The sequence below is a fragment of the Sulfitobacter sp. genome, from assembly GCF_039977885.1.
GTDB lineage: Bacteria > Pseudomonadota > Alphaproteobacteria > Rhodobacterales > Rhodobacteraceae > Sulfitobacter.
Genome location: NZ_JBDWCI010000020.1, coordinates 587,794 through 610,188, shown reverse-complemented (window position 1 = coordinate 610,188; position 22,395 = coordinate 587,794). Strand labels below are relative to the sequence as shown.

24 protein-coding genes are annotated in these 22,395 nt (G+C 59.7%); 7 read left to right on the top strand and 17 right to left on the bottom strand.

Translation table 11 applies throughout. The features are described 5' to 3' along the window. Positions 1–15 precede the first annotated feature (15 nt). Complete coding sequence (gene recQ, locus ABJM03_RS16655; protein WP_348418963.1) at positions 16–2,064, bottom strand: DNA helicase RecQ; 2,049 nt, start codon at positions 2,062–2,064, stop codon at positions 16–18. A gap of 108 nt (positions 2,065–2,172) precedes the next feature. Then, the gene (locus ABJM03_RS16650; RefSeq protein WP_348418962.1) at positions 2,173–2,460 is read right to left on the bottom strand and encodes a YggT family protein; all 288 of its coding nucleotides are present in this window, start codon (positions 2,458–2,460) and stop codon (positions 2,173–2,175) included. A 131-nt stretch (positions 2,461–2,591) separates the two neighbouring features. Between ABJM03_RS16650 and ABJM03_RS16645 the strand changes: the two genes are divergently transcribed. The 6 genes from ABJM03_RS16645 to arfB all read left to right on the top strand — a co-directional run bounded on the left by ABJM03_RS16645 (position 2,592) and on the right by arfB (position 7,840). Beyond that, a complete protein-coding gene (locus ABJM03_RS16645) occupies positions 2,592–3,134 on the top strand; it encodes an acyl-CoA thioesterase (RefSeq protein WP_348418961.1) in 543 nt (180 codons plus the stop codon). A gap of 62 nt (positions 3,135–3,196) precedes the next feature. Then, positions 3,197–4,570, top strand: coding sequence for an MFS transporter (locus ABJM03_RS16640; RefSeq protein ID WP_348418960.1), 1,374 nt, complete (start codon positions 3,197–3,199; stop codon positions 4,568–4,570). Beyond that, the gene (mepA, locus tag ABJM03_RS16635) at positions 4,567–5,517 is read left to right on the top strand and encodes a penicillin-insensitive murein endopeptidase (RefSeq protein ID WP_348418959.1); all 951 of its coding nucleotides are present in this window, start codon (positions 4,567–4,569) and stop codon (positions 5,515–5,517) included. The genes ABJM03_RS16640 and mepA overlap by 4 nt, the downstream gene beginning before the upstream one ends. Beyond that, entirely contained in the window at positions 5,514–6,377 is an 864-nt protein-coding gene (locus ABJM03_RS16630) for an esterase-like activity of phytase family protein (RefSeq protein ID WP_348418958.1), read from the top strand. The genes mepA and ABJM03_RS16630 overlap by 4 nt, the downstream gene beginning before the upstream one ends. 94 nt (positions 6,378–6,471) lie before the next feature. After that, positions 6,472–7,089 (top strand): queuosine precursor transporter, encoded by a 618-nt coding sequence (locus ABJM03_RS16625; RefSeq protein ID WP_348418957.1) that lies wholly within the window; start codon positions 6,472–6,474, stop codon positions 7,087–7,089. Between the two features lie 331 nt (positions 7,090–7,420). Next, positions 7,421–7,840 (top strand): alternative ribosome rescue aminoacyl-tRNA hydrolase ArfB, encoded by a 420-nt coding sequence (gene arfB, locus ABJM03_RS16620; protein ID WP_348418956.1) that lies wholly within the window; start codon positions 7,421–7,423, stop codon positions 7,838–7,840. A gap of 3 nt (positions 7,841–7,843) precedes the next feature. Here arfB and cobF read toward each other — a convergent pair whose 3' ends face one another. The 7 genes from cobF to cbiE are packed head-to-tail and all read right to left on the bottom strand — an operon-like array spanning position 7,844 to position 13,276. Beyond that, positions 7,844–8,590, bottom strand: coding sequence for a precorrin-6A synthase (deacetylating) (gene cobF, locus ABJM03_RS16615; RefSeq protein ID WP_348418955.1), 747 nt, complete (start codon positions 8,588–8,590; stop codon positions 7,844–7,846). After that, the gene (locus tag ABJM03_RS16610; protein ID WP_348418954.1) at positions 8,587–8,886 is read right to left on the bottom strand and encodes a DUF1636 family protein; all 300 of its coding nucleotides are present in this window, start codon (positions 8,884–8,886) and stop codon (positions 8,587–8,589) included. The genes cobF and ABJM03_RS16610 overlap by 4 nt, the downstream gene beginning before the upstream one ends. 2 nt (positions 8,887–8,888) lie before the next feature. Next, complete coding sequence (gene cobA, locus ABJM03_RS16605; protein ID WP_348418953.1) at positions 8,889–9,614, bottom strand: uroporphyrinogen-III C-methyltransferase; 726 nt, start codon at positions 9,612–9,614, stop codon at positions 8,889–8,891. After that, on the bottom strand, positions 9,611–10,936 hold the full coding sequence (locus tag ABJM03_RS16600; RefSeq protein WP_348418952.1) for a cobyrinate a,c-diamide synthase: 1,326 nt from the start codon (positions 10,934–10,936) through the stop codon (positions 9,611–9,613). The genes cobA and ABJM03_RS16600 overlap by 4 nt, the downstream gene beginning before the upstream one ends. Further along, positions 10,933–11,718: a precorrin-4 C(11)-methyltransferase gene (gene cobM / locus ABJM03_RS16595; protein ID WP_348418951.1), complete on the bottom strand. Its 786-nt coding sequence runs from the start codon at positions 11,716–11,718 to the stop codon at positions 10,933–10,935. The genes ABJM03_RS16600 and cobM overlap by 4 nt, the downstream gene beginning before the upstream one ends. Beyond that, complete coding sequence (locus ABJM03_RS16590; protein WP_348418950.1) at positions 11,715–12,098, bottom strand: cobalamin biosynthesis protein; 384 nt, start codon at positions 12,096–12,098, stop codon at positions 11,715–11,717. Before ABJM03_RS16590 ends, cobM begins: the two co-directional genes overlap by 4 nt. Then, positions 12,095–13,276 carry a precorrin-6y C5,15-methyltransferase (decarboxylating) subunit CbiE gene (gene cbiE / locus ABJM03_RS16585; RefSeq protein WP_348418949.1) on the bottom strand — a complete coding sequence of 394 codons (1,182 nt, stop codon included), beginning with the start codon at positions 13,274–13,276 and terminating at the stop codon, positions 12,095–12,097. Before cbiE ends, ABJM03_RS16590 begins: the two co-directional genes overlap by 4 nt. A gap of 1 nt (position 13,277) precedes the next feature. On the opposite strand from cbiE, the gene ABJM03_RS16580 reads away from it, so the two are divergent. Continuing rightward, positions 13,278–14,024 (top strand): cobalt-precorrin-6A reductase, encoded by a 747-nt coding sequence (locus tag ABJM03_RS16580; RefSeq protein WP_348418948.1) that lies wholly within the window; start codon positions 13,278–13,280, stop codon positions 14,022–14,024. Here the strand turns inward: ABJM03_RS16580 and cobJ are convergent. From cobJ to ABJM03_RS16540, 8 genes are read right to left on the bottom strand one after another with little or no spacing between them, the layout of a single operon-like run. Continuing rightward, positions 14,000–14,734 (bottom strand): precorrin-3B C(17)-methyltransferase, encoded by a 735-nt coding sequence (cobJ, locus tag ABJM03_RS16575; protein ID WP_348418947.1) that lies wholly within the window; start codon positions 14,732–14,734, stop codon positions 14,000–14,002. The genes ABJM03_RS16580 and cobJ overlap by 25 nt on opposite strands. Next, positions 14,731–15,465 (bottom strand): precorrin-2 C(20)-methyltransferase, encoded by a 735-nt coding sequence (gene cobI, locus ABJM03_RS16570; RefSeq protein WP_348418946.1) that lies wholly within the window; start codon positions 15,463–15,465, stop codon positions 14,731–14,733. The genes cobJ and cobI overlap by 4 nt, the downstream gene beginning before the upstream one ends. A 3-nt stretch (positions 15,466–15,468) precedes the next feature. Further along, positions 15,469–16,098, bottom strand: coding sequence for a precorrin-8X methylmutase (locus tag ABJM03_RS16565; protein ID WP_348418945.1), 630 nt, complete (start codon positions 16,096–16,098; stop codon positions 15,469–15,471). A gap of 1 nt (position 16,099) precedes the next feature. Then, a complete protein-coding gene (gene cobG, locus ABJM03_RS16560) occupies positions 16,100–17,227 on the bottom strand; it encodes a precorrin-3B synthase (RefSeq protein WP_348418944.1) in 1,128 nt (375 codons plus the stop codon). Then, positions 17,224–20,457, bottom strand: a complete 3,234-nt coding sequence (gene cobN, locus ABJM03_RS16555; protein ID WP_348418943.1) for a cobaltochelatase subunit CobN — start codon at positions 20,455–20,457, stop codon at positions 17,224–17,226. Before cobN ends, cobG begins: the two co-directional genes overlap by 4 nt. Positions 20,458–20,461: 4 nt before the next feature. Beyond that, positions 20,462–21,496 (bottom strand): cobalamin biosynthesis protein CobW, encoded by a 1,035-nt coding sequence (gene cobW, locus ABJM03_RS16550; protein ID WP_348418942.1) that lies wholly within the window; start codon positions 21,494–21,496, stop codon positions 20,462–20,464. After that, positions 21,493–21,867 (bottom strand): DUF1636 domain-containing protein, encoded by a 375-nt coding sequence (locus ABJM03_RS16545; protein ID WP_348418941.1) that lies wholly within the window; start codon positions 21,865–21,867, stop codon positions 21,493–21,495. Before ABJM03_RS16545 ends, cobW begins: the two co-directional genes overlap by 4 nt. Before the next feature lie 22 nt (positions 21,868–21,889). After that, complete coding sequence (locus ABJM03_RS16540) at positions 21,890–22,390, bottom strand: hypothetical protein (protein WP_348418940.1); 501 nt, start codon at positions 22,388–22,390, stop codon at positions 21,890–21,892. Positions 22,391–22,395: the final 5 nt, after the last annotated feature.

Below are 22,395 nucleotides of genomic sequence, written 5' to 3'. Positions count from 1 at the left end.
CGCTGGCAACAGGTATTATTCAGCCGTTCGCAAAACATTCAAAAACGCAGCACCGAACCGCTCGGCGCGCCGTTCTCCCAAAAGCCGCTCGATCCCGCCTGCATCCGCATTTCGCATCTGCGCCACTTTGGCCAACAGCGAAGCAGAACAGCTCAGCGGCTTATCCGTGCCCAGCGCCCCGCGCGACAATTCGGCTTGCGCCTCGAGGAGTTGGTCATAAATGCTACCCGCGTCGCGCCCCGCCAGCTTGCGCCGTTGCGGGTGCATCAGTTCAGCTTCGCCGTTGATCACCTCGAGAAATGCAGCACCGTAACTGTCGAGTTTTTTCGCACCAATGCCGCTGATCCCTGCCATCTGGTCCAGGTTTGCAGGGCGGGTTTCGGCCATCTCAATCAAGGTGCGATCGGTAAAGATGATATAGGCAGGAACTTTGGCCGCTTCGGCCAGCCCGCGCCGCTTTGCCTTGAGCGCGCTCAACAACGGCGCGTCTTCGTCAGAAACCATCGCTTTGACTGCGGGGCGGCGTGTACCGCTGCCTGCCGCCTTGATGCTGTCGCGGCGCAGGGTGATTTTCGCCTCATCGCGCAAAATAGGCAAAGCCGCATCGGTCATCCGCAATGCGCCGTGACGCGTCGGATCCGGCCGCACCAGATCACGCCCCATCATCTGCCGAAAGATCGCCTGCCATTCGGGTTTGGAGTATTCTGTACCCACACCATAGGTCGGCAACGACTGGTGCCCGCGTTGCTTGACCTTATCGGTTTCATTGCCCAGCAGAATATCAATCAGATGTCCTGCGCCGAACCATTCTTCGGTGCGCAGCATGGCCGATAGCGCCTTGCGCACAGCAGTGGTGCCATCGAAGGTCTCAACAGGGTTATCACATAGATCACAACGCCCGCAGGTGACCTCGCTTTCGTCAAAATAGCCAAGCAGCGTCTTGCGGCGGCATTCCAGCGCCTCAGCCAGCCCCAGCAGCGCGTTCAGCCGCGCGTGGTCTGCACTGCGCCGCTCCGGCGGGGCCATGCCCTCGTCAATTTGGGTGCGGCGCAGGCGGATATCTTCGGGACCAAAAAGGGTCAATGTCTCGGCCGGAGCGCCGTCACGACCCGCGCGGCCAATTTCCTGATAATAGCTCTCAATGCTTTTGGGCAGGTCAGCATGGGCCACCCAGCGGATATCCGGCTTGTCGATCCCCATGCCAAAGGCCACGGTTGCAGCAACGATCAGCCCGTCTTCTTGTTGAAAGCGCCGTTCGGCAATGCGGCGATCTTCGGCTTCCATGCCGCCGTGGTAATGGATGGCGGTCTGCCCCGCCTCGTTCAGCGCCCGCGCGATGCCTTCGGTTTTGGCCCGTGTACCGCAATAAACAATGCCCGACTGCCCACGCCGTGCGGCAGCAAAGTTCAGGATCTGGTTGCGCGGCGAATTTTTGGCCGCAAACATCAAGTGGATGTTCGGACGGTCAAACCCGCGCAAAAAGGCAGTAGGCGGCGTGCCATCAAACAGCTTTTGAACAATCTCGGCCTGCGTTTCGGCATCTGCTGTGGCGGTAAAGGCGGCCAGTGGCACACCCAGCGCGCGCTTAAGCTCTCCGATGCGCAAATAATCGGGGCGGAAATCATGGCCCCATTGGCTCACACAGTGCGCCTCATCCACCGCGATCATCGTGACGCCCACGCGTTTGAGCATCCCCATGACCGAACCCGCCGCCAAGCGTTCCGGCGCCATATACAACAACTTGAGCGTACCCGCCTCAAGCCCCTCCCAAACGGCGTCAGTTTCCTCGGGCGTATTGCCAGAGGTCAGCGCACCGGCCCCCACGCCCGCCTCTTGCAGGGCGCGGACCTGATCGCGCATCAGGGCAATCAGCGGCGAAATCACAACTGTGACCCCTTGGCGCATCATAGCAGGCAATTGGAAACAAAGGGATTTACCGCCGCCAGTCGGCATAATGGCCAGCACGTTCTCACCGGCGGTCACTGCCTCGACGATCTCTTCCTGACCGGGGCGGAAACCGTCAAAGCCGAATACATCTTTCAACAGCGGAGCAGCGCCGGACATCATAGAGCACCTGATATGAGAAAAGCAGCTTGGCCAGACTCACATATCGCACCATGAGGGGCAAGAGCGCGCGGTCGCAAATAGGTGGCGTTTTCGGCCACGTTGCCGTTAGTAAAACAGCGCCGCGTTATTGGTCAGAATGATCCGCGCCATCGCCACACCGATCAACACCACAAGAGGGGCCAGATCAAGACCGCCCATATTGGGCAGCACACGGCGGATAGGGCCGTAGATCGGCTCTAGCAGACGGTTGATACCGTACCAGACCTGCGCGACCAGCGGCTGGCGGGTGTTGAGAACCTGAAAATTGATCAACCACGACATCACCACATGTGCGATGATAAAGAACCACAAGATATTCAGCAAAAGCATCAGGATCATAAACAAAGATGTCACGGCAGTCGGTCCTTTTTCAACGGGGCTGCATAGCAGTTAATCGCGCAAGACAGAAAGGACAAGGGTGCCCCTAGGTTCGTGCTTGACGTAGATTACCTTTACATCATGAGTGCGAGGAAAGGAGTGCTGATATGTTCCCATTTGTCCGCTTGTTCAAAGATGTCTTTCTGGCCAGCCGCCAACCCCGGTTTACCGAGCTGACCCAAACCCATGTGAGCCATCACATCTGCTGGCCTCATGATCTGGATATCTTTCTTGAGCTCAATAACGGGCGCGCGCTGACGCTGTATGACCTTGGCCGCAGCGCAATGGCCGTACGTGCAGGGCTGGTTTCGGTGCTGCGCGGCGAAGGGTGGGCCATGACAATGGCTGGCACTCACACACGGTTTCGCCGCCGCATCCGCGTTATGCAGCGGTTCGAGATGCGCAACCGCACTGTATGCTGGGATGACAAATTCATCTATCTCGAACAATCCATGTGGAAAAAGGATGGCGAATGCGCAAGCCATGTTTTACTGCGCGCCGCCGTGACCGATAAGAACGGGATCGTGGCACCCTCGCGCGTTTTGGCCGCAATGGGGCAAGCCGATTTAGCCTCTCCACCGATGCCCGAATGGATCAACCAATGGACCAGTGCCGATGCCGCGCGCCCCTGGCCCCCGATGCAAGACTGATCCTGTTCTTGCATGGGACGTTCCGGCCTGCTCTATGTCGGATCAAACGGGGGACGGGTTAAATGGTCACAATTTCTCAGCGCAAGCGTATCTGGGGGTGGTATTTCTTTGACTGGGCCAGCCAACCCTACAACACCCTGCTTTTGACTTTTATATTTGGTCCTTATTTCACCAACACTCTGGCCAGCAATCTGATGGCCGACGGCTTGACCGAAGGGGCAGCGCGTGCGCAGGCCCAATCGACGTGGGGCTGGGGCCTTGCCGTGACCGGCATAATGATCGCATTTCTAGCTCCCTTGTTAGGGGCAATCGCCGATAATTCAGGCCGCAAGCTGCCTTGGATATGGTTATTCTCGGCGATGTATTTTGTTGGGTCGGCTGCGCTTTGGTGGACAGCCCCCGATAGCTTTTCGGCGCTGTGGACGCTTATGTTCTTTGGCATCGGCCTGATCGGAATGGAGTTTGCAACGATCTTCACCAACTCCTACCTGCCTGACCTTCATGAAGACCCCGATGAGTTAGGGCGCATATCCGGATCCGGTTGGGCGTTCGGTTATGTCGGCGGGTTGGTGGCGTTGGTGATCATGTTATTGCTGTTTCAGGCGACTGCAAATGGCACCACATTGGCCGGTCTCAAACCGCTATTGGGGCTGGATCATTCAACCAAAGCGGACACGCGGATCGTAGGGCCCCTGACCGCAATCTGGTTTGCCGTCTTTATGATCCCGTTCTTCGCATTCACCCGCGACACTGCAATCACGGGCGCACCGCCACTTGTCATCAAAGACAGCCTCTCCGCTCTGCTCCAAACGCTGCGCAGGCTGCCATCGCACCCATCGCTTTTGGCCTATCTCGGCTCTTCGATGTTTTACCGCGATGCGCTCAACGGCCTGTATACATTTGGCGGCATCTACGCGGCAGGCGTGTTGGGCTGGACGGTGACCCAAGTGGGCATTTTCGGCATCGTTGCCATTATTACAGGCGCCGCATTTTCGTGGATATCAGGACGTGTAGACCGCAGGCTCGGCCCCTTGCCTGTCATAGTGTTTTGCGTTCTCGCGCTGACTTTCGTATCTCTACTGATCATCACGATCACGCCTGGGTCCGTTCTGTTCATCCCGATCAAAGATGGCTCTAACATGCCCAATGTGACCTTTTTCATCGCTGGCGCGGTGATCGGCGCTGCAGGCGGCGCATTGCAGGCATCTTCGCGCAACATGATGACAAGACAAGCCAACCCCGACCGCATGACCGAAGCCTTTGGCCTATATGCTCTCTCCGGCAAGGCGACCTCGTTCCTTGCGCCTGCGCTCATTGCTCTGGCCAGCCAGATCACAGGAAGCCAGCGATTAGGGGTCAGCCCCGTTGTTGCGCTATTTATTATTGGATTAATTCTGCTACTCTGGGTGAAACCACGAGGGGATTTCAAATCATGAAGGCGAAAAAGCTACTTACCATCGCCGCATTGGGCATTCTGGTTGCCAGCTGTGGCGGCGCACGGGACATCAGCGGCGCAAAGGAAAAACAACCCGAATTGCCCACCATTGGCGAGCTGGCAGGCCCGCTGGCCAATGTGCAGGCGAAAAAGCTGTTTGGCACGAAATCCACCGCCTCTGCCCAGCGTCCGGCGGCCTTTGGCAGCTATGCAAAAGGCTGTATCGCCGGAGCAGAGCAATTGCCCGAAACCGGCCCCACATGGCAAGCGATGCGTCTGTCGCGCAACCGCAACTGGGGCCACCCCGAATTAATTGATATGGTCACCAAGCTAAGCCAGTTTGCCGCCCGTCAACCCGGGTGGAACGGCCTGTATATCGGTGACATGAGCCAGCCGCGCGGCGGCCCGATGCTCACGGGTCACCGCAGCCACCAGATCGGCCTCGATGCCGATATCTGGATGCTGCCACCCACATCGCTGAACCTAAGCCGCAAACAGCGTGAAAATATCTCGTCTATCTCGACGCGTCGCTCTGGCGGGGCCTATGTCAACGACGCATGGACACGTTCACATCACGAAATCATCAAAGCCGCTGCCAAAGACCCACGTGTTGAACGTATTTTCGTTTTCCCCGGGGCAAAGGTCCAGATGTGTGCTGATGAAAAAGGCGATCGTAGCTACCTGAACAAAATCCGGCCGTGGTGGGGGCATCACTATCATTTCCATGTGCGGCTGGCTTGCCCCAAAGGCGCTGCGGGTTGCCGCAATCAGGCCCCACCGCCCGCCGGTGACGGCTGCGCTGATGCGCGTCAATGGCAGGCAAATATCCTGAACCCGCCAAAGGCCGCACCGAAGCCTGCAAAACCAGCCACCCCGCGCCCTGCGCGCCGTGAACTGGTCCTTGCCGATCTTCCTGCACAATGCAAACCTGTCCTTGATTCAAAGTGATACGGATCGCCTTTGTTGTAATCTGCCTGTGCGGTAGCGCATGGGCAGAGCCTTCGTTGAAGGCAAACGGGGCGCTGCGGTGGGAGGTTGATGCCCCTTGGTTCGGTGGCTGGTCAGGGATCGAGATCACCGCATCCGGCACAAAAATGACAGCACTCAGCGATCGGGGGCAACTTGTTCAGGCGACCCTGACCCGCGATCAGGGCCGCCTCAGCAGCGTGACCATTGATCACTCTGTCCGGATTTCAGATGCGAAGGGCGGCCCGCTAAAAAAGCTGGCTGTGGATTCCGAAGGGCTTGCGATTCAGGACACAGGACGTGTGCATGTCTCGTTCGAGCACCGGCACCGGATCATGGACACCGACCCCGAGACCGGCCGTACCTCGGCATTGATCAAACTGCCCTTTCGGAAAACCATGAACAACAATGGCGGTCTTGAAGCCTTGGCCATCAGTGCCGACGGAACCTTGTTCACCCTGCCCGAAACCGCGCCACCTGATGGGGCGCCATTCCCTTTGTATGCTTATAAAGATGGTCAATGGCACGTCAGCGCGCACATTCCCCAACGCGGGCCATTCCTGCCTGTAGGTGCCGATTTCGATTCCAGCGGGCGGTTGTGGCTTCTGGAGCGTACGGTCACCCCATTGGGCTTTCGCTCTCGTGTGCGGTTGTTTGTTTTCGACGGTGACGCATCGCGGGAATATACTCTGCTCAATACGATTCCGGCCCGTTATGACAATCTCGAAGGGATCACTGCGTGGGATGATCCGAAGGGCCAAATGCATATCACGATGATCTCGGACGACAATTTTTTACCGATCCAAAGCACACAGATCGTCGACTACCTTGTCTTGGAATAAGGTTGCGCTGCGCAACAAAGCAACCTAAAGCAGCATCCGTCTGCGATTCCCGCAGGCCAAGTCGCCGCACCCTTGCTAAAAACGGTTTTTGATTATGACACGCATCCACCTACCAGGCATCCTTGCCATGGCCGCCATCGTTGTGGCCTCGAATATTCTTGTACAATTCCTGCACGGAGATTGGCTGACATGGGGGGCGTTCACCTATCCATTCGCCTTTCTGGTCACCGACCTGATGAACCGCTTTTATGGTGCTGCTGCTGCACGCCGTGTGGTGCTGATCGGGTTTGTTGTCGGCATTATCTGCTCACTGATCGGCACGCAAATCATGGGCGAATACGGCCCGCTGGTATCCGTCCGCGTCGCCATTGCCTCGGGCACCGGTTTTCTGGTGGCACAGCTTTTGGATGTGAGCATCTTTGCCGCCCTCAAAGATGGCCGCTGGTGGAAAGCACCGCTGGTCTCGACCCTTGTAGGCAGCTCGGTGGATACGATCCTTTTCTTCAGCATCGCATTTGCCAGCGCGCTTTCGTTTGTCCACCCTTCCACTGATGTATCATGGGCCTCCGAAGCAGTGCCTTTGCTTGGCCTTGGTCCCGTGGCCCCGCTTTGGGTGTCGCTGGCGGTTGCGGATTGGGGTGTGAAACTATCGCTTGCTTTGATCGCATTGTTTCCTTTCCGCCTGATCACGACACGGTTGCGGCCTGCTTAAACAGACAGCACTTGGAGATAGGCCCGATTTATTTTGAGAATTTGCTTTGAGATTTCGCATTGCTATGCGACGCTCAAGGTGAGTTCAACAAATGTAAAGGAGGTGATCTAGTGTCAAGAAATGTGCTGGAGAGAGGTGTCGGAACAGCATTGGAGGTCGTTTGCTAGGGCAGCCCCTGGTTTACTGAAATCCGATGTGGGCCTCGGTCTAACCGATCCCGCCTCCTATACAATTCGATTGGGCCGCTCTGTTATGGGGCGGCCCTTTTCGCACTCACTGCTACCGCATAACGCCCCTTCACCTTCACGCGCCGCGCGCTATGCTTTGCCCCATGTTATATATCACCGACACGATCATCTTGCAGGATTGGGAGCTCACGGAAAGCTTCATGCGCGCCTCGGGCCCTGGCGGGCAAAACGTGAACAAGGTCTCTTCAGCGGTTGAGCTGCGGTTCGAGGCCGCCAGCTCCCCATCCTTGCCTCTGCCGGTCAAGAACCGCCTCAGACGGTTGGCCGGTCGCCGTTGGACGAATGAAGGCGCTTTGGTCTTGCAATGTGACGAGACACGCAGCCAGGCCCGCAATCGCGAATTGATCCGTGAGCGGCTCAAGGAACTGATCCAGCAGGCATTGACCCCGCCCAAACGCCGTATCGCGACACGACCCACGTTAGGCTCGAAAAAACGGCGGCTGAAGGCCAAGAAAGTGCGCGGCGAGGTAAAAGCGATGCGCGGTAAGGTTGATCCGGATTGAGCGTCAGGCTTTGCGCAACAAATAGATATCCATGATCCAGCCATGATCGGCACGCGCGCGCGCACGGGTTTCGGTAATCTGCCCTGCGACCTCGGCTAGGGGGCCTTCGATGATGATTTGCTCTTTCATTCCGACATAAGCCCCCCACCAGATGTGCAGACCTGCGGGATCAATCGCCTCGAACGCGCTACCCGCATCCAGCATGACAGCAACCGTATCCACACCCACGGGCCAGCCCTCGTCTCGTAAACGGCGGCCCGTGGTCACAATAAACGGTGCGCCAATCTCATTGAGGACAGTCGCATGGGCCGCTGTTAGTGCCTGTAAGGACGTGATGCCGGGGATCACTGTCACCTGCGGCGCAGGGCTTAGCCGCGCTGCAATGCGCAGGGTGCTGTCATACAGCGACGGATCGCCCCAGACCAGCAGAGCCACGCGCGTGGCATTCGGGCAGGCCGCAATCGTATCACGCCAGACCGCCGCGATAGCATCGTGCCAATCGTCTACACGCTGGCGGTAGTCTTGGATTTTCGGGTCGCGAACAGGCAGGTCAAATTCGACGATACGGGTCTGCGCATTGGTCACCACCTCGGCGCAAATCTCGCGGCGCAGGTCGGCCAGATCGTCCTTTCCGGCCCCCTTGCGTGGAACCATGATCAAATCCTGCTCATTCATCTTGCGAATGGCTTGGAGCGTCAGATGTTCAGGGTTGCCGGTACCTATCCCGATCAAGGTCAATTGAATGCTCATGCCGGTATCCGCGCGATGGCCTTGTGTCGCAAATCGCCCAGCACGCGCGCATCGTCAAATGTGCCATCATCCGAAGCTGCGTATAGGTGTGAAAATGTCTCTAACAGGGCAAAATCAGCCTCTGTAATGTCCCCGAACAGATAGGCCGTCTTGCCGCTTGCTCTGAACGCTACGGTTTGCGCGCGCGCGCAGCCCGACATGCAGGCGACCGGTTGGACCGACAGATCAGGCAAGGCCTTGCGCGCCGCATCCAGAAACACGGTGCTGCGCTCTGTGCAGGTGGTGCAGACGTACATTATCACGTCTCAAGCTCGGCCAATGGACCGTAAAAGATCAACGCGGGCGTGGTGGTTGTGACCTGCTGAAGATGCGCCGCAAGGGTCGCGATCGTATACCGCTCGATCCGTTCGTCCGGTGTGGATACCGCTTCGGCCAGCAGCGCGGGCGTATCCGCAGGCAGCCCATGCTCAATCAACCGTGCGGCGAGCCCTGCGAAGGTGCGTTTGCCCATGTAGACAACTGTTGTGGCCAACGGATCGGCAAGGGCCGCCATATTCACATCCGGTGGCAAATCACCCGTCACATCCGCGCCTGTAATAAACTGCACACGCCGCGCCGTCAGACGCCGTGTCAAAGGGATCCCCGCTGTGGCAGCAGCTGCCGACGCACTGGTTACCCCCGGGATGATTTCAAATTCGAGCCCCGCAGCGCGCAGGGCTGTGATCTCTTCTTCTAGCCGGCCGAACATGCCGCTATCGCCGGATTTCAACCGCACGACTTTCAACCCTGCCTGCGCGTAATCCACCAGAACACGGCTCACATGGTCTTGCTTGGGCGAAGGGCGGCCCGCTCGCTTCCCCACCCCGATCAGGTCCGCATCAGCCCGCGCGTGGCTTAGGATCGGGCCGGATGACAGATCATCGAACAAGACCACATCGGCCTGCTCCAACCGCTTCACGGCCCTGACGGTCAACAGCTCGGGATCGCCCGGACCGGATGAGACAAAAGATACAAAACCGCTCATGTTCCCTCGGCAATCAAATGGAAGAACGTGCCCGACACCTGCCCGCCGCCATCATAGCGCCGGTAGGTGCCGGTTTCCGACACCACCAGATTATTGCTGTCGGTGATCCGTGCCAAGCGTTGATCGGGCTCTTCAAGGATCGTGGCATAGTGGAACTCATGCCCGCGCAATTGTGCGCCAATACCGGCCCCCGGAATCGCGGCCTCTAATGTCGCGCGCCGATAGCCAAGGTGGAATTTGCGCTTGGCAAATGATGTCTCGAGACCCAGCAATCCGGCCATCTGGTGCCGTACGCCCTCCTTGTCGACCAAGCCCGCGCCCAGCGCCATATAGCCTCCACACTCCCCATGCACTGCACGGGTTTCGGCAAAGGCTCGCAAACCGTTGCGAAAAATCTCCGCAGCCGCAAGTGTGCCTGCATGTAGCTCAGGGTAGCCCCCCGGCAGCCAACAGATATCAGCGCTATCGTCAGGTGCTTCATCGCGCAGCGGCGAGAACGGGAGCACCTCGGCCCCTGCTGCACGCCACCCTGCCAACAGATGCGGGTAAACAAAGGCAAACGCATTATCCTGCGCCAAAGCGATCCGCTGTCCCGGTGGTGTGATCTTGGCCGGCGCCGTTATCGCCTGTTGCCTGCCTGTGGCCGCGGCGCGCAGGGCGTCCAGATCGACGTGCTCAGTGACAAACGCTCCTGCATCTTCAAGAACTTCGGCAAGGTTTTCTTGTTCGCCCGCCTGCACCAGCCCCAGATGCCGCTCAGGCAGGGTGACTTCTTTGCGGCGTGGCAAGACACCCAGCACGGCGATGCCAGCCTGTTCCATGCCAACCCGCACCAAAGCCTCGTGGCGCGGCGAGGCCACACGGTTCAGCACAACCCCCGCTAATGTCACATCGGGGCGCATCATCTTGAACCCCAGCGCCGTGGCCGCGACCGATTGCGCGGCCCCCGACACATCCAGCACCAACACCACAGGCCAACCCATTTGCGCTGCGATATCCGCACTGGCCCCATTACCGGACGCGCCCTGAATCGCCACGCCGTCAAACAACCCCATAGACCCTTCCGCAAGGATCAGGTCCGCGCCTTGTGCGTTGCTGACCAACCCTTCGATGCGGGCGGTCTCCATTGACCAGCTGTCGATGTTAAACGACGCACGCCCCGATGCCGCCGAATGAAAGGCAGGATCAATATAGTCAGGTCCGCTTTTGAACGGCTGCACCGCCACGCCCTGTGCGCGGAACGCAGCGAGCAACCCTAACATGAGGGTCGTCTTGCCTGTCCCGGAGGCCGGTGCGGAAATCATAAGGCCGGGCGGTATCATTCTTGGCCCTCGGGAAAGCGTGGCTCGGTTCCTACGGGGCGGAACCGGCGGTCATAATCGCCTGCATAGAGCCTGCTTTCGCCAAACTCCTCTGCGCCGATCGCATGGCCAACAAGGATCAACGCCGTGCGCGCCATCTCTTCGCCCACTGCGGTTTGCAAGGTCGACAACGTGGCGCGGACAACGCGTTCATCCGGCCAGCTGGCCCGCCATACAACGGCCACGGGGCAGTCGGGCCCATAATGGGGTGTCAGCTCCTCAACCACACGCTCCAGCACATGCACTGACAAATGTATCGCCAACGTGGCACCGGTTGCTGCGAAATTGGCCAGCGCCTCGCCCTCGGGCATCGCTGTGGCACGGCCAGATGTACGGGTCAGGACCACCGATTGCACCACGCCAGGCAGTGTCAGCTCTGCGGATAAGGCAGCAGCGGCAGCAGCAAAGCTGGGCACACCAGGGGTGACGTCATACGGGATGCCAAGGCCGCGAAGGCGGCGCAGCTGTTCGCCCATGGCCGACCAGATCGACAGGTCACCGGAATGGATGCGTGCAACATCAAGGCCTTTTGCATGAGCGGCAGAGATTTCATCCATGATCTCGTCCAACGACAAGCGGGCAGTGTTCACGATATGCGCGCCCTCGGGACAATGCTCCAAGATACCTTCAGGCACCAAAGACCCCGCATATAAACACACAGGACAGGCCGCGATCAGGTCGCGGCCTCGCAGTGTTATCAAATCTGCCGCACCCGGCCCTGCCCCTATGAAATGTACTGTCACGCTTTTTCCCTTTGCACATCGGCCACTGCCGCCGTCGCCATTCCATCGCCCGATACCACCCGCGCCACGATCAGTACAGCCTCGGGGCCTGCCGCCGCTAATGCTGCGGCCTCGCACAGGCTCCCTGTACCGAAACGGTCCAGTATGCGTTGCGATTGCGTTGGCGTTATCATCCCGGCCATGTCCTCGGTCCGCACACCAAGGCCCGGCACAGACAATACCTGCGCCAATTCACGAAACACCGGCGCGCGGGACTTTGCGCTTTCAGTTACGATGGCATCAAAGGTTGCCTCGCCCGATGCTTCCAATGCGCGTGTCAGCGCATCCTGAAGCGATGACATGGCCGCGCCGCCGCGAAACCCGATGCCGACAATTCTCATAACTCGACACTCCACTGCACAATGGGTCGCGCAGGCGTCCAGCCACGCATCGGGCCCAGCGGCTTTGCCTCGGACACCTCAAACCGCATCAGGCTTCCCCCTTTGTCGGAATGGGCCTGCAGCAACAGCGCTTCGGTCTCAAGGGTCACACCGTTCACAACAAGCCGTGTTTTCGGTGGCAGGAGGGCATAAAGTTTCTCTAACAAGGCACTATTCGCCCCGCCGCCAATAAATACCGCATCCGGTGAGGGCTGCTTCTCGAGGTGATCCGCGCTATTGCCTTCTAACACCTGCATCAGATGTGACAGGCCGAAATCCTCGATGTTGCGGGTAATGTTGGCAACCCTGCTGGCGTGTTTTTCAAATGCGATTGCCCGCCCGCCTGCGAGGCACCATTCCACTGAAATAGAGCCTGATCCGGCACCGATATCCCACAACAACGCACCCGGACGCGGGGCAAGCGCGCTGAGCGTAACTGCGCGGATGGGACGTTTGGTAACCTGGCCGTCATGCGCAAAATTGTCATCGGGCAAGCCGGACGCGCGCGGCAGGCCAACCCCTGCTGGCAACTGCACCGCAACGGCGACGGGGGCGGTAATATCGGTAAGGTCAAAACCTTCGGCACTCGTGTCGCGGATGCGTTCATGGGGACCGCCCAGCCGCTCCATCACGCTCAGCACAGCAGCACCCGCATTCATACTGCATAGCCACGCTGCCAGCTCGGCTGGAGCATCGCCATCCCGCATCAAGCATATCATCCGGCCATAGGGCGACAACACGCCACGCAGACGCGCCAAAGGTGCCGCATGCAAGCCATGGCAAGTGATCTCTTCCATTCGCCAGCCAAGTGCAGCAGCAGCAAGTGTAAATGTCGAAGGGGCCGGATAAGCGCGCCATTCCCCACGCTCCAAATCGCGCACAAGGCTCCCTCCCGCACCATGCCAGAACGGATCACCCGAGGCGAGCACGGCAACCCGCTGCCCGCGGCAGGCCAAAACGGGGGCTGTAGAAAACGGTACCGGCCACGCCTGCCCCTTATCACCAACCCCTGCCAATGCGAGGTGGCGGGGGCCGCCAAAGACGATGTCTGCGGCGTCAATGGCCGCGCGGCTTGCGGGGGGGAGGCCCTCCGCGCTATCCTCATTTACACCGATAATACTGAGCCAAGGATCACCCATCATGCGCGTCCTTCTTTTGGGCGGTACGACTGAGGCAAGCCAATTGGCCCAAGCCCTGCATACCGCCGGAATAGAGACTGTTTTTTCCTATGCAGGCCGGACCAATGCGCCTGTGGCGCAACCGGTGCCGGTGCGTGTGGGCGGTTTTGGCGGAGTGGCGGGGCTGATGGAATACCTCGTGGCGGAGGGGATCAGCCATGTGGTCGACGCCACGCATCCCTTTGCAAATACGATGGCACACAATGTGCACCAAGCGTGCACCGCGCGTACACTGCCCTTGATGAGATTGGAACGCCCTGCTTGGGCGCTGCAACATGGCGATGATTGGCGTTCGGTTCCCGATATCGCTAGTGTTTGTGCTGCACTTCCCGATACGCCCGCACGCGTTTTTCTGGCTATTGGCCGGATGCATATCGATCAATTCGCCGCGCAGCCGCAGCACCACTATGTGCTGCGCTTGGTGGACCATCCCACAGCGCCCATTCCTTTGCCCAATCACAGCGTGATCGTCGCACGCGGGCCTTTTGATGTGGTCGCTGACAAGGCGCTGATGCTTACGCATGGCATTGAATATCTTGTTGCCAAAAATGCCGGTGGCAGTGGGGCTGCGGCCAAAATTACTGCCGCGCGCGATTTGGGCCTGCCGGTCATCATGATCGACCGCCCGCATCGTCCCAATACCGTCAAAGCGTCCGATATAGAGACTGTTTTGCATTGGCTGCGTCATGACGCCGAGCGCGGTGTGTAAACATAGGGGCCGACGCAGCGCGTGGCAGAATTGCCGACCAGCACAACAGTACGCATATCTGCCATTTCCTCGGTCGCCTCACCCAGCGTGACGGTATTCAGGGTCTGATCCGCGTGGCTGACGTTGCGCGCGAATGTGATCAACCGGTCCTGCCCGCATTCTTCGCGCAAAATCTCTAATGCTTGGCCGAACTGATGGGGGCGCGATTTGGAGCGGGGATTATAGAAGGCCATCGCAAAATCGGCGCGGGACGCCATGCGCAAACGATGCGCGATCATTTCCCACGGTTTGAGGTTGTCGCTGAGATTGATCGTGCAAAAGTCATGGCCCAATGGCGCGCCGGCAGCAGCGGCAGCGGCCAGCATTGCAGTAATACCGGGATGAACAGTGATCGGCACATCTGCAAACTGCGGCTGTGCCTCGAGCGCTTCGAATACGGCTGACGCCATCGCGAACACCCCTGGATCACCGGAGGAGACAACAACCACGCGCGCACCTTGCTGTGCGATGCTCAGCGCATGGGTGGCGCGGTCCATCTCGACGCGATTATCGGTGGCGTGCAGGGTCAGCCCCTCACGCGGGGCGATGCGTTTGACGTAGGGGATATAGCCGATGATATCGGTGGCTTGGTCAATCACCTCGCGCACTTCTGGTGTCACCAGTGTTTCGCGCCCCGGACCAAGCCCTACGATCGAGACCCAGCCGCTCATGCCTCGTCTGCCTCGGGGCGGCGGCCGTGGCCGTGCACCAGTACGATTGCGAAATAAGGGCAGTCGTCATCTGCAACATCGGACAGTTTGGCGATCCGTTCTTGGGGCATTGTGCCTTTTTCCACCAGCCACGCATCATCAAGCCGCCCTGTGGCCTTTAATGCGGCTCTAACACGTGGCATGTTGCGCCCTGTTTTCATGATCACCAGCGCATCGGCGCGCTGCATATGGGCGATCAGGTCTTCGTCAGGCAGGGTCGCCATCAGCACGCTAAGGACATCATCGCCCCATGTGAACGGCATATCGAGACTGTTCCAACAGCCGACCATGCCGGGGATTGCGGGCAGCACCTCGACCTCGGCGCGGCCCTGAAGGCGGGTGTGCAGATGCATAAAGGAGCCGTAGAAAAACGGGTCTCCCTCACAGAGCACAACAACCTCGTGCTCCTTAGAGAGTGCCTCGAGCTTATCGGCCCATTCGGCGTAGAATGCGACCATCAGCTGCTTGTAGCCCTCCGAACCGAAATGCAGCTCGGTCGTGACAGGGTATTCCATCGGATATTCGATCACATCGTCGCGCAGCATGCCGTTGACGATGGTACGGGCCTGACCGGCACGGCCTTTTTTACGAAAATAGGCCACATGGCGTGCGCCGCGAATGGCACGGTCGGATTTCACGCTCATCAGTTCTGGATCACCGGGGCCGAGGCCCGCGCAAATGACTTTTCCCATGTTCTACTCCACCCTGCTGGCAAGCGCGTTGATCGCGGCCACCGTCATGGCAGAGCCGCCAAGCCGTCCTTTGACGATCATCGACGGGACAGGTGGGGCAGCCATCAGCGCGTCTTTGCTCTCGGCCGCGCCGATAAAGCCGACAGGGCAGCCGATGATGGCGGCAGGACGCGGGCAGTTTGGATCTTCGAGCATGTTGAGGAGATGGAACAGGGCCGTGGGCGCGTTGCCGATGGCGACCAAGGCCCCTTCAAGGTGGGGACGCCAAAGCTCAAGCGCGGCGGCAGAGCGGGTGTTGCCCATCTCTTTTGCCATGTCTGGCACGCGTTCGTCCCGCAGGGTGCAGAGGACTTCGTTCTCACGCGGCAGACGTTTGCGGGTGACGCCTTCGCTGACCATATAAGCGTCGCAGAGGATTGGCGCACCATCTTCGAGGGCGGCACGCGCAGCGATTGCCATGTCGGGCGAGAAGTGAATGAATTCTTCGAGCCCGACCATACCGGCAGCATGGATCATACGCACGGCGACGATCTCTTCTTCGGGGGTGAAGCGGTCCAGTGCGGCCTCGGCACGGATGGTGGCAAAGGACTGGCGGTAAATCTCGGCACCGTCGGTGATATAGCTATGGGGCATGTTACAAATGGTCTTTCAATGCATCGGCGGACAAACCGTTATGCTGTGGTGGGTCAGATGCTTTTCCGTCTCTAATAAGGGCAAAGCCGTCTGTTTGTGCGGTTATGGTCAATGGTGCAGGGCGCGGGTGCGCGCATCCCTTGGAGCAGCCCGAGATATGCAGCGTCTTATGGTCTCCAAGATGCGGAGCAAGGTGTTGCGCAAGTTTGTGCGTGTCACCAAGACCTTGGGAACAGCGCGGGGCACCTGTGCAGGCTGTTATCCGCAAAAACGGATTATTAGGGTCTGTTATCACGCCTGCGACATCGGGAAGCTGTCGCGCGCTTTCGACCAGTACCAGACGCCAAGGCGTCAGACGCAGCCCACCGTGTTTGGCGAGCGTCGAGAGTGTTTCGACCTGCATCTTGCCAAAGGCAAGACCAACAAGCGCGCCATGGGGTGTATAGCCGGGCTTTGGCGTGGCACGGCCTGCCTGCCGCGGGATGAACGCACCATCGGGAATGCGGCCATCGGCAATCACCTGTTTCATGCGGGTGGCACCGCCTGCGTTTTCTATAAACCAATGCGCCAGCGAAAGAGCAGCCTCGATCGCTGTATCCACGGTGACCGGCCTGCCTTGGGCCATACCGTCAGCCACCAACATCAACCCGCCGCCTGCATCCCGTTCAAACCGGATATCCGCAGAGGCGTTTTGCAGGACAGGCTCGGCGCCTGTGTCGATGGCGAAACCGAATTTCCCCGGCAGATCGGGGGCATTTGCCAAGGCAAGCTGCTCGGTCAGGAGCGCAGACAAGACTTCGGCGTCTTCACCGGGGCGCCAAAAGGGGGTCACAAGGATATTGCGGCGGCTTTCAATTTCGGGCGTGGGGTCAATCAGGCCCATGGCCGTCAGCCCTTCGATAAGCGGTGCGTGGCTGTCTTCGCGCACACCTCTGATCTGGATGTTGCCGCGGCTGGATAGATCGAGCAGGCCATTACCATGGGCTGCTGCAAGTGAGGCAATCCCGTCCGCTTGTGCCCGCCGCAGGCGACCGCCAAAGGGGCGCACGCGCACCACCAGACCATCACCCGACATCATCGGACGCAGCGCACCGGGGCACCAGCCTTTGACTTTATGTGTGGCGGTCATTCTACGGCCTCCATGGCGGCAGTGATTGAGTTGCGGCGCGTGACCCACAGCCCTGCATCGCGTAGCGCGGCAAACCGGTTGCGCATTTCTGCCAACGCTTGCGGGTTTTCAGCCTCCAGAAAGGCGACCAGATCGTCACGGCCCAGCGTTGCGTCAAAGTACAGATCAAACAGATGCGCGGGTACGTTATGCGTTAGATGCGCAAAGGCGGCAAGATTGTCCAGCGTGGCTGCGATTTCCGCACCGCCGCGAAAGCCGTGGCGCATCATACCATTGGCCCAATCGGGATTGGCCGCGCGGGCGCGCACCACTCGGGCGATTTCTTCGGGCATGGTGCGGGAGCGCGGCGCGCCTATGCGGGTGCTGTCCACATGATAGAGCGCAGGCTCTGGCGCGCCGAGATGCGCCATGGCGGCAGCGAACCCGCCTTCATGGCTGGCGTAATCCGATGAGAGCAGCACATCCGTTTCGGTCAAATCCTGAACATGGGCAAAGCCGTCCGCCGCGAGCAGGCGCGCCTCAAGCCCGGCCCGGTCAGCCTGCGCATCGCCTTTGGCATCCAGCGCCCATTCGGACCCTTTCAGCCATGCCTCCCCCGCGGCAGAGCGCCCTTCGGGAGAGTAATCTTGAAGGGCCGCTTCCATATTCATGCCGTAAAGCCCCGGTTTAGGGCCATATACGCGAGAGGTTTTCTGTTTATAGGGATTCATGTCCTCCGCCTCTTCGCGTTCGGACAATGCGGAAGTGCCTGCTTCGAACAGGCCCGCCAAACCCGGAAAGATATCGCGGAAGAGCCCCGAAATGCGCAGCGTCACGTCAATGCGCGGGCGGTCCAACAGGGTCAGCGGCAGGATCTCAAAGCCCGACACCCGCTCTGATCCGTCATCCCATTTGGGCGCGAGGCCAGCAAGGTGCATGGCCATGGCCACCTCTTCCCCTGCTGTGCGCATGGTCGCCGAGCCCCAAAGATCGACCACCAGCCCTTTGGGCCAATCGCCATTGTCCTGCAGGTGACGCCGCAGCAGTTCTTCGGCAAGTTTGACGCCCTGCGCATAGGCCGCACGGGACGGCACCGCGCGCGGATCAACGGAATAAAGGTTGCGCCCCGTTGGCAGCACATCAGATCGCCCACGGTAGGGGGAGCCAGACGGGCCAGACGACACGCGGCGACCAGCGAGCGCGGTAAGCAACCCGTCATTTTCGCCCTCAGCGCCGCCAAAGACGTGCAGCCCATCACCGTATTGGCTTTCTTTAATGTCACAGACAAAAGCGTCGATGCGGGTGATTGCTTCGGCCTCGCAGGAGTCTGCGTTTAGCCCAAGGTCCTGTTCAACGCCTGCGGCCTGTGCCTCTTCGCGGATCGTGCTGACAAGGCGGTCACGGCGCGCAGGATCAAGCCCGTCCGCAGTGGAATATTCATCCAGCAGACGCTCCAATCGCAACAGGGCATCAGGCGTTTCGCTGTCTTTCATCGGAGGGGGGATGTGGCCGAGGGTCACAGCGCCAATGCGGCGTTTGGCTTGGGCCGCCTCTCCCGGATCATTGACGATGAAGGGGTAGATCACGGGCAGATCGCCGGTGAGGACTTCGGGCCAGCAATCTTCGGAAAGCGCCACTGCCTTGCCCGGCAGCCATTCCAGCGTGCCATGGGCACCGATGTGAACCAGCGCGTGATGCCCCTGTGCGCGCAGCCACAAATAGAACGCCACATAGGAGTGGCGCGGGACGCGGGCCAGATCGTGATAATCAGTATCGCGGGCGGCAATAGCGCCGCGTTCCGGCTGGAGCGCCACAAGCGCATTGCCGCAGACCTGCGCGGGGAAATGAAATGCGCCATCTTTGAACAATGGATCATCCTGCGGCCCGCCCCATGCAGTCTCTAGATCGCGGCGCAGCGCCTTGGGAATAGCCTCTAACGCGGCAGCATAGGCTTCAAGGGGCCAAGCGATGTGGTTGCGCGTCAGAGTTTTGCCAAAGCCGATCGTAGGCGTGACCGCATAGTCGTTATGCGCCAGTGTCAGCAACATATCCTCGGCGCTGGCCAGCGCATCAAGGCCCACGGCATGGGCGATCTGGTCGTCGCGTCCGGGGTAGGTAGAAAGAACAAGCGCCAGTTTGCGCTTGTTAGGCTCTGTTTTTGCCAACCGCAGCCAACCTTCAATCCGGTTTACCACCGCCTCGATCCGGTCCGCATGTGCGCGGTGGGAAAAGCGGGAATATTGCAGATCAGGGTCTTTTTTCTCGGGCGCTTTGAAGCTGATCACACCGGCAAAGAGGCGCCCGTCGACTTCGGGCAAGACAACATGCATGGCAAGATCCGCAGGCGACAGGCCACGCTCGGATTCTGCCCATTCTTTCTTGCGGGCGGTTGATAGGGCGACCTGAAACACAGGGCACCCCGCACCGTCCAGCGGAGAGGTGCCATCGGTGCCACGACCTGAAAAAGCGGTCGCGTTCATAATGGCCTTTGGCGCGAGCTGCGCCAGCGCCGAGGGCAGGAAATCGCGCGCGATTGGTGATTTGAGAGAAGGGGCAAAAAGGCCAATGGCGTTATGCCCACGGTCGCGCAGGTTGCGGATCAGCGCATCTATGGGCGCGGTATCGGCAGCGGTGAGGTAGCTGCGATAGAAGGTCACGGCGATCGTATCGCCTGCGGTATCAATGAAGGGCAAAACCCCTTTGTCAGGGTCGTAAAACCCGCAATCTGGGACTGATTTTGCGCCCAACACCGGCCCTGCGTAAAGACCTGCGGCGAGAGCAAGCTGTGCCAAGGCCGCTTGGGCGGCAACGGCACCGCCTGCATCACACAGATGTTGCAGGCGGCGCAGGGTCGATGTGGGGAGGGTTGAGTGGGCGTCAAGCGCCGGATCTTCGCGGCCATCCGCAGGCAGCACGGCCAATGCGATGCCTTCGCGGCGGGCGAAATCCTGTACCTGCATGATGCCATAGGGCCAGTAGTTTTCACCCCCGATAAGCCGGATCAGGATGCCTTTTACCCCTGTTAGGGTCTGTTCTACATAGTTGTCGACCGAAGCCGGATGGCGCAGCGCCGTGAGGTTGCACAGGCGCAGCGTCGGCAGGCCGCCATCTGCGCGGTGCCAGCCTGCCGCGAAAGCGCCAAGGTCACTGTCGGAGAACGAGAGCACCACCAGATCGGCAGGCGTTTGCCCGGGATCATAGGGGGTCTCGGTATCCTCAAGCCCGTGGCTTTCGCGGAAGACGACATGCATGGGTTTATGCGCCCAGAACCGCGTGGATGGCGGCGGGGTCTACGTGGTCATGCTCGGCGATCACCACCAGCGCGCCATTGCGCGGCTCGCCCCCCCAAGGGCGGTCGAATTGGTGACGCACACGCGCGCCAACGGCTTGGACCAACAGGCGCATGGGTTTGCCTTGCACGGCGACATAGCCTTTGACACGCAGAATATGCTGCTCGGTCGCCAGCTTTTCGATGGCAGCGACCAGTGTTGCGGCGTCGTCGATTTCGGGCATGGGGACAACGATTGTCTCAAAGTCGTCATGTTCGTGATCATGGTGGCCGTCATGATGCGAAGGGCGCGCGGCAAGGTCGTCTTCGGCTTTTGCATCAAGACCCAGCACCACATTTGCGTCAATCACGCCTTCGGCCATCTCGAGGATCGGGATTTTGCGAGGGCTTTCCGCTTCGATCACTGCGCGGGCTTTGGCGAGACCTTCGGGGCCTGCAAGATCGGCCTTGGACATCAGGATAATGTCGGCGCAGCTGATCTGGTCCTCGAACACTTCGGCAAGCGGTGTGTCGTGATCAAGGCTGTCATCGGCGCGGCGTTGTTCGTCCACGGCATGCACATCCGAGGCAAATCTACCTGCGGCAACCGCTTCGGCATCGGCAAGGGCGATCACCCCATCAACGGTGATTTTAGAGCGGATCGCGGGCCAGTCGAAAGCTTTGAGCAGAGGTTTCGGCAGGGCAAGGCCGGAGGTCTCGATCAGGATGTGGTCGGGACGCTCGGGCAGCGCCATCAGCGCCTCGATGGTCGGGATAAAGTCATCGGCCACGGTGCAGCAGATGCAACCATTGGCCAGCTCGACGATATTCTCGGCGGGGCAATCAGGGATCGCGCAGGAGCGCAGGATATCGCCGTCCACGCCAACTGTGCCGAATTCATTGACGAGAACCGCAAGGCGGCGACCGCCAGCGTTCTGCATCAGGTGGCGGATCAATGTGGTTTTACCGGCACCGAGAAAGCCGGTGATGACGGTGACGGGGATTTTTGACAGGTCGCTCATTCGGCAGCCTCCAGTGGAAGGGTAAATGCGGGAATCCGCGCAACGGATTGCTTGCGGAAGATAACAGGGCGTTCGCGCCATGGAACAAGGCCGTCGTCTGTGGCGGCGTAAGCTGCGGCACCGGCGAGGATCTCTGGCGCGTCTTCTTCGGTCATATGGCCGTAGACATAGGTCCATTTCCCCGGTTCGGACAGGGCAACAGCAGCGCCGGTTTTACAGGCAGACAGGCATTCGACGCCGACAATCTGCACGCCGTCAGGGGCACCTGTTGTTTCTAATGCACGGTGCAGCCGCGCGCCGGGGCGCTGGCTGTCGTCTTCATGTGCTTCGCCCGATTTGCAGGTGGTGCAGACGTAAAGAATAGTACTCATCGTATCGCTCCAATGCTTGGGGTTAATCGACGGTGATCGTTTGTTTCGCTGAAATCGGCTGACCGTTCACCGCGAGGGGGCGGTGATCATTGCTGTTGAGCGTGACAGAGATTTCTACCGCGCCCTTAGGCAGTTGATCAAGGTGCATCCATGCCCCGTAGAGCCGCCCGAGCTTGACCCCGTTTGCATAAACATGGGCATGACCTTCGCCGTCAATATGGCCCTTGCTGGCCTCTTGAGGGGCAAAGGTAAAATTGGTCGGCATGACGTGTAGATTATAGCCTGACATCGGGTCTTTGGTCACCGCAATCTCGAGCGTTGGCGCATCTGCGGCGGCGACGTCCAGTGGCGTGTCATGCATGGCCGCATGATCGCCGCCGCCATGCCCCATTGCCGCGTGATCCACCGCACCGTGGCTGGCGTGATCGTGACCGTCCAGCGTGATGCCATTCGCGGCGGCGTAGACGAAACCGCCTGCGCCGCCGAAGGTTAACCCGATTAGGAAAAGGACAAGTGTTCGCATCTTAT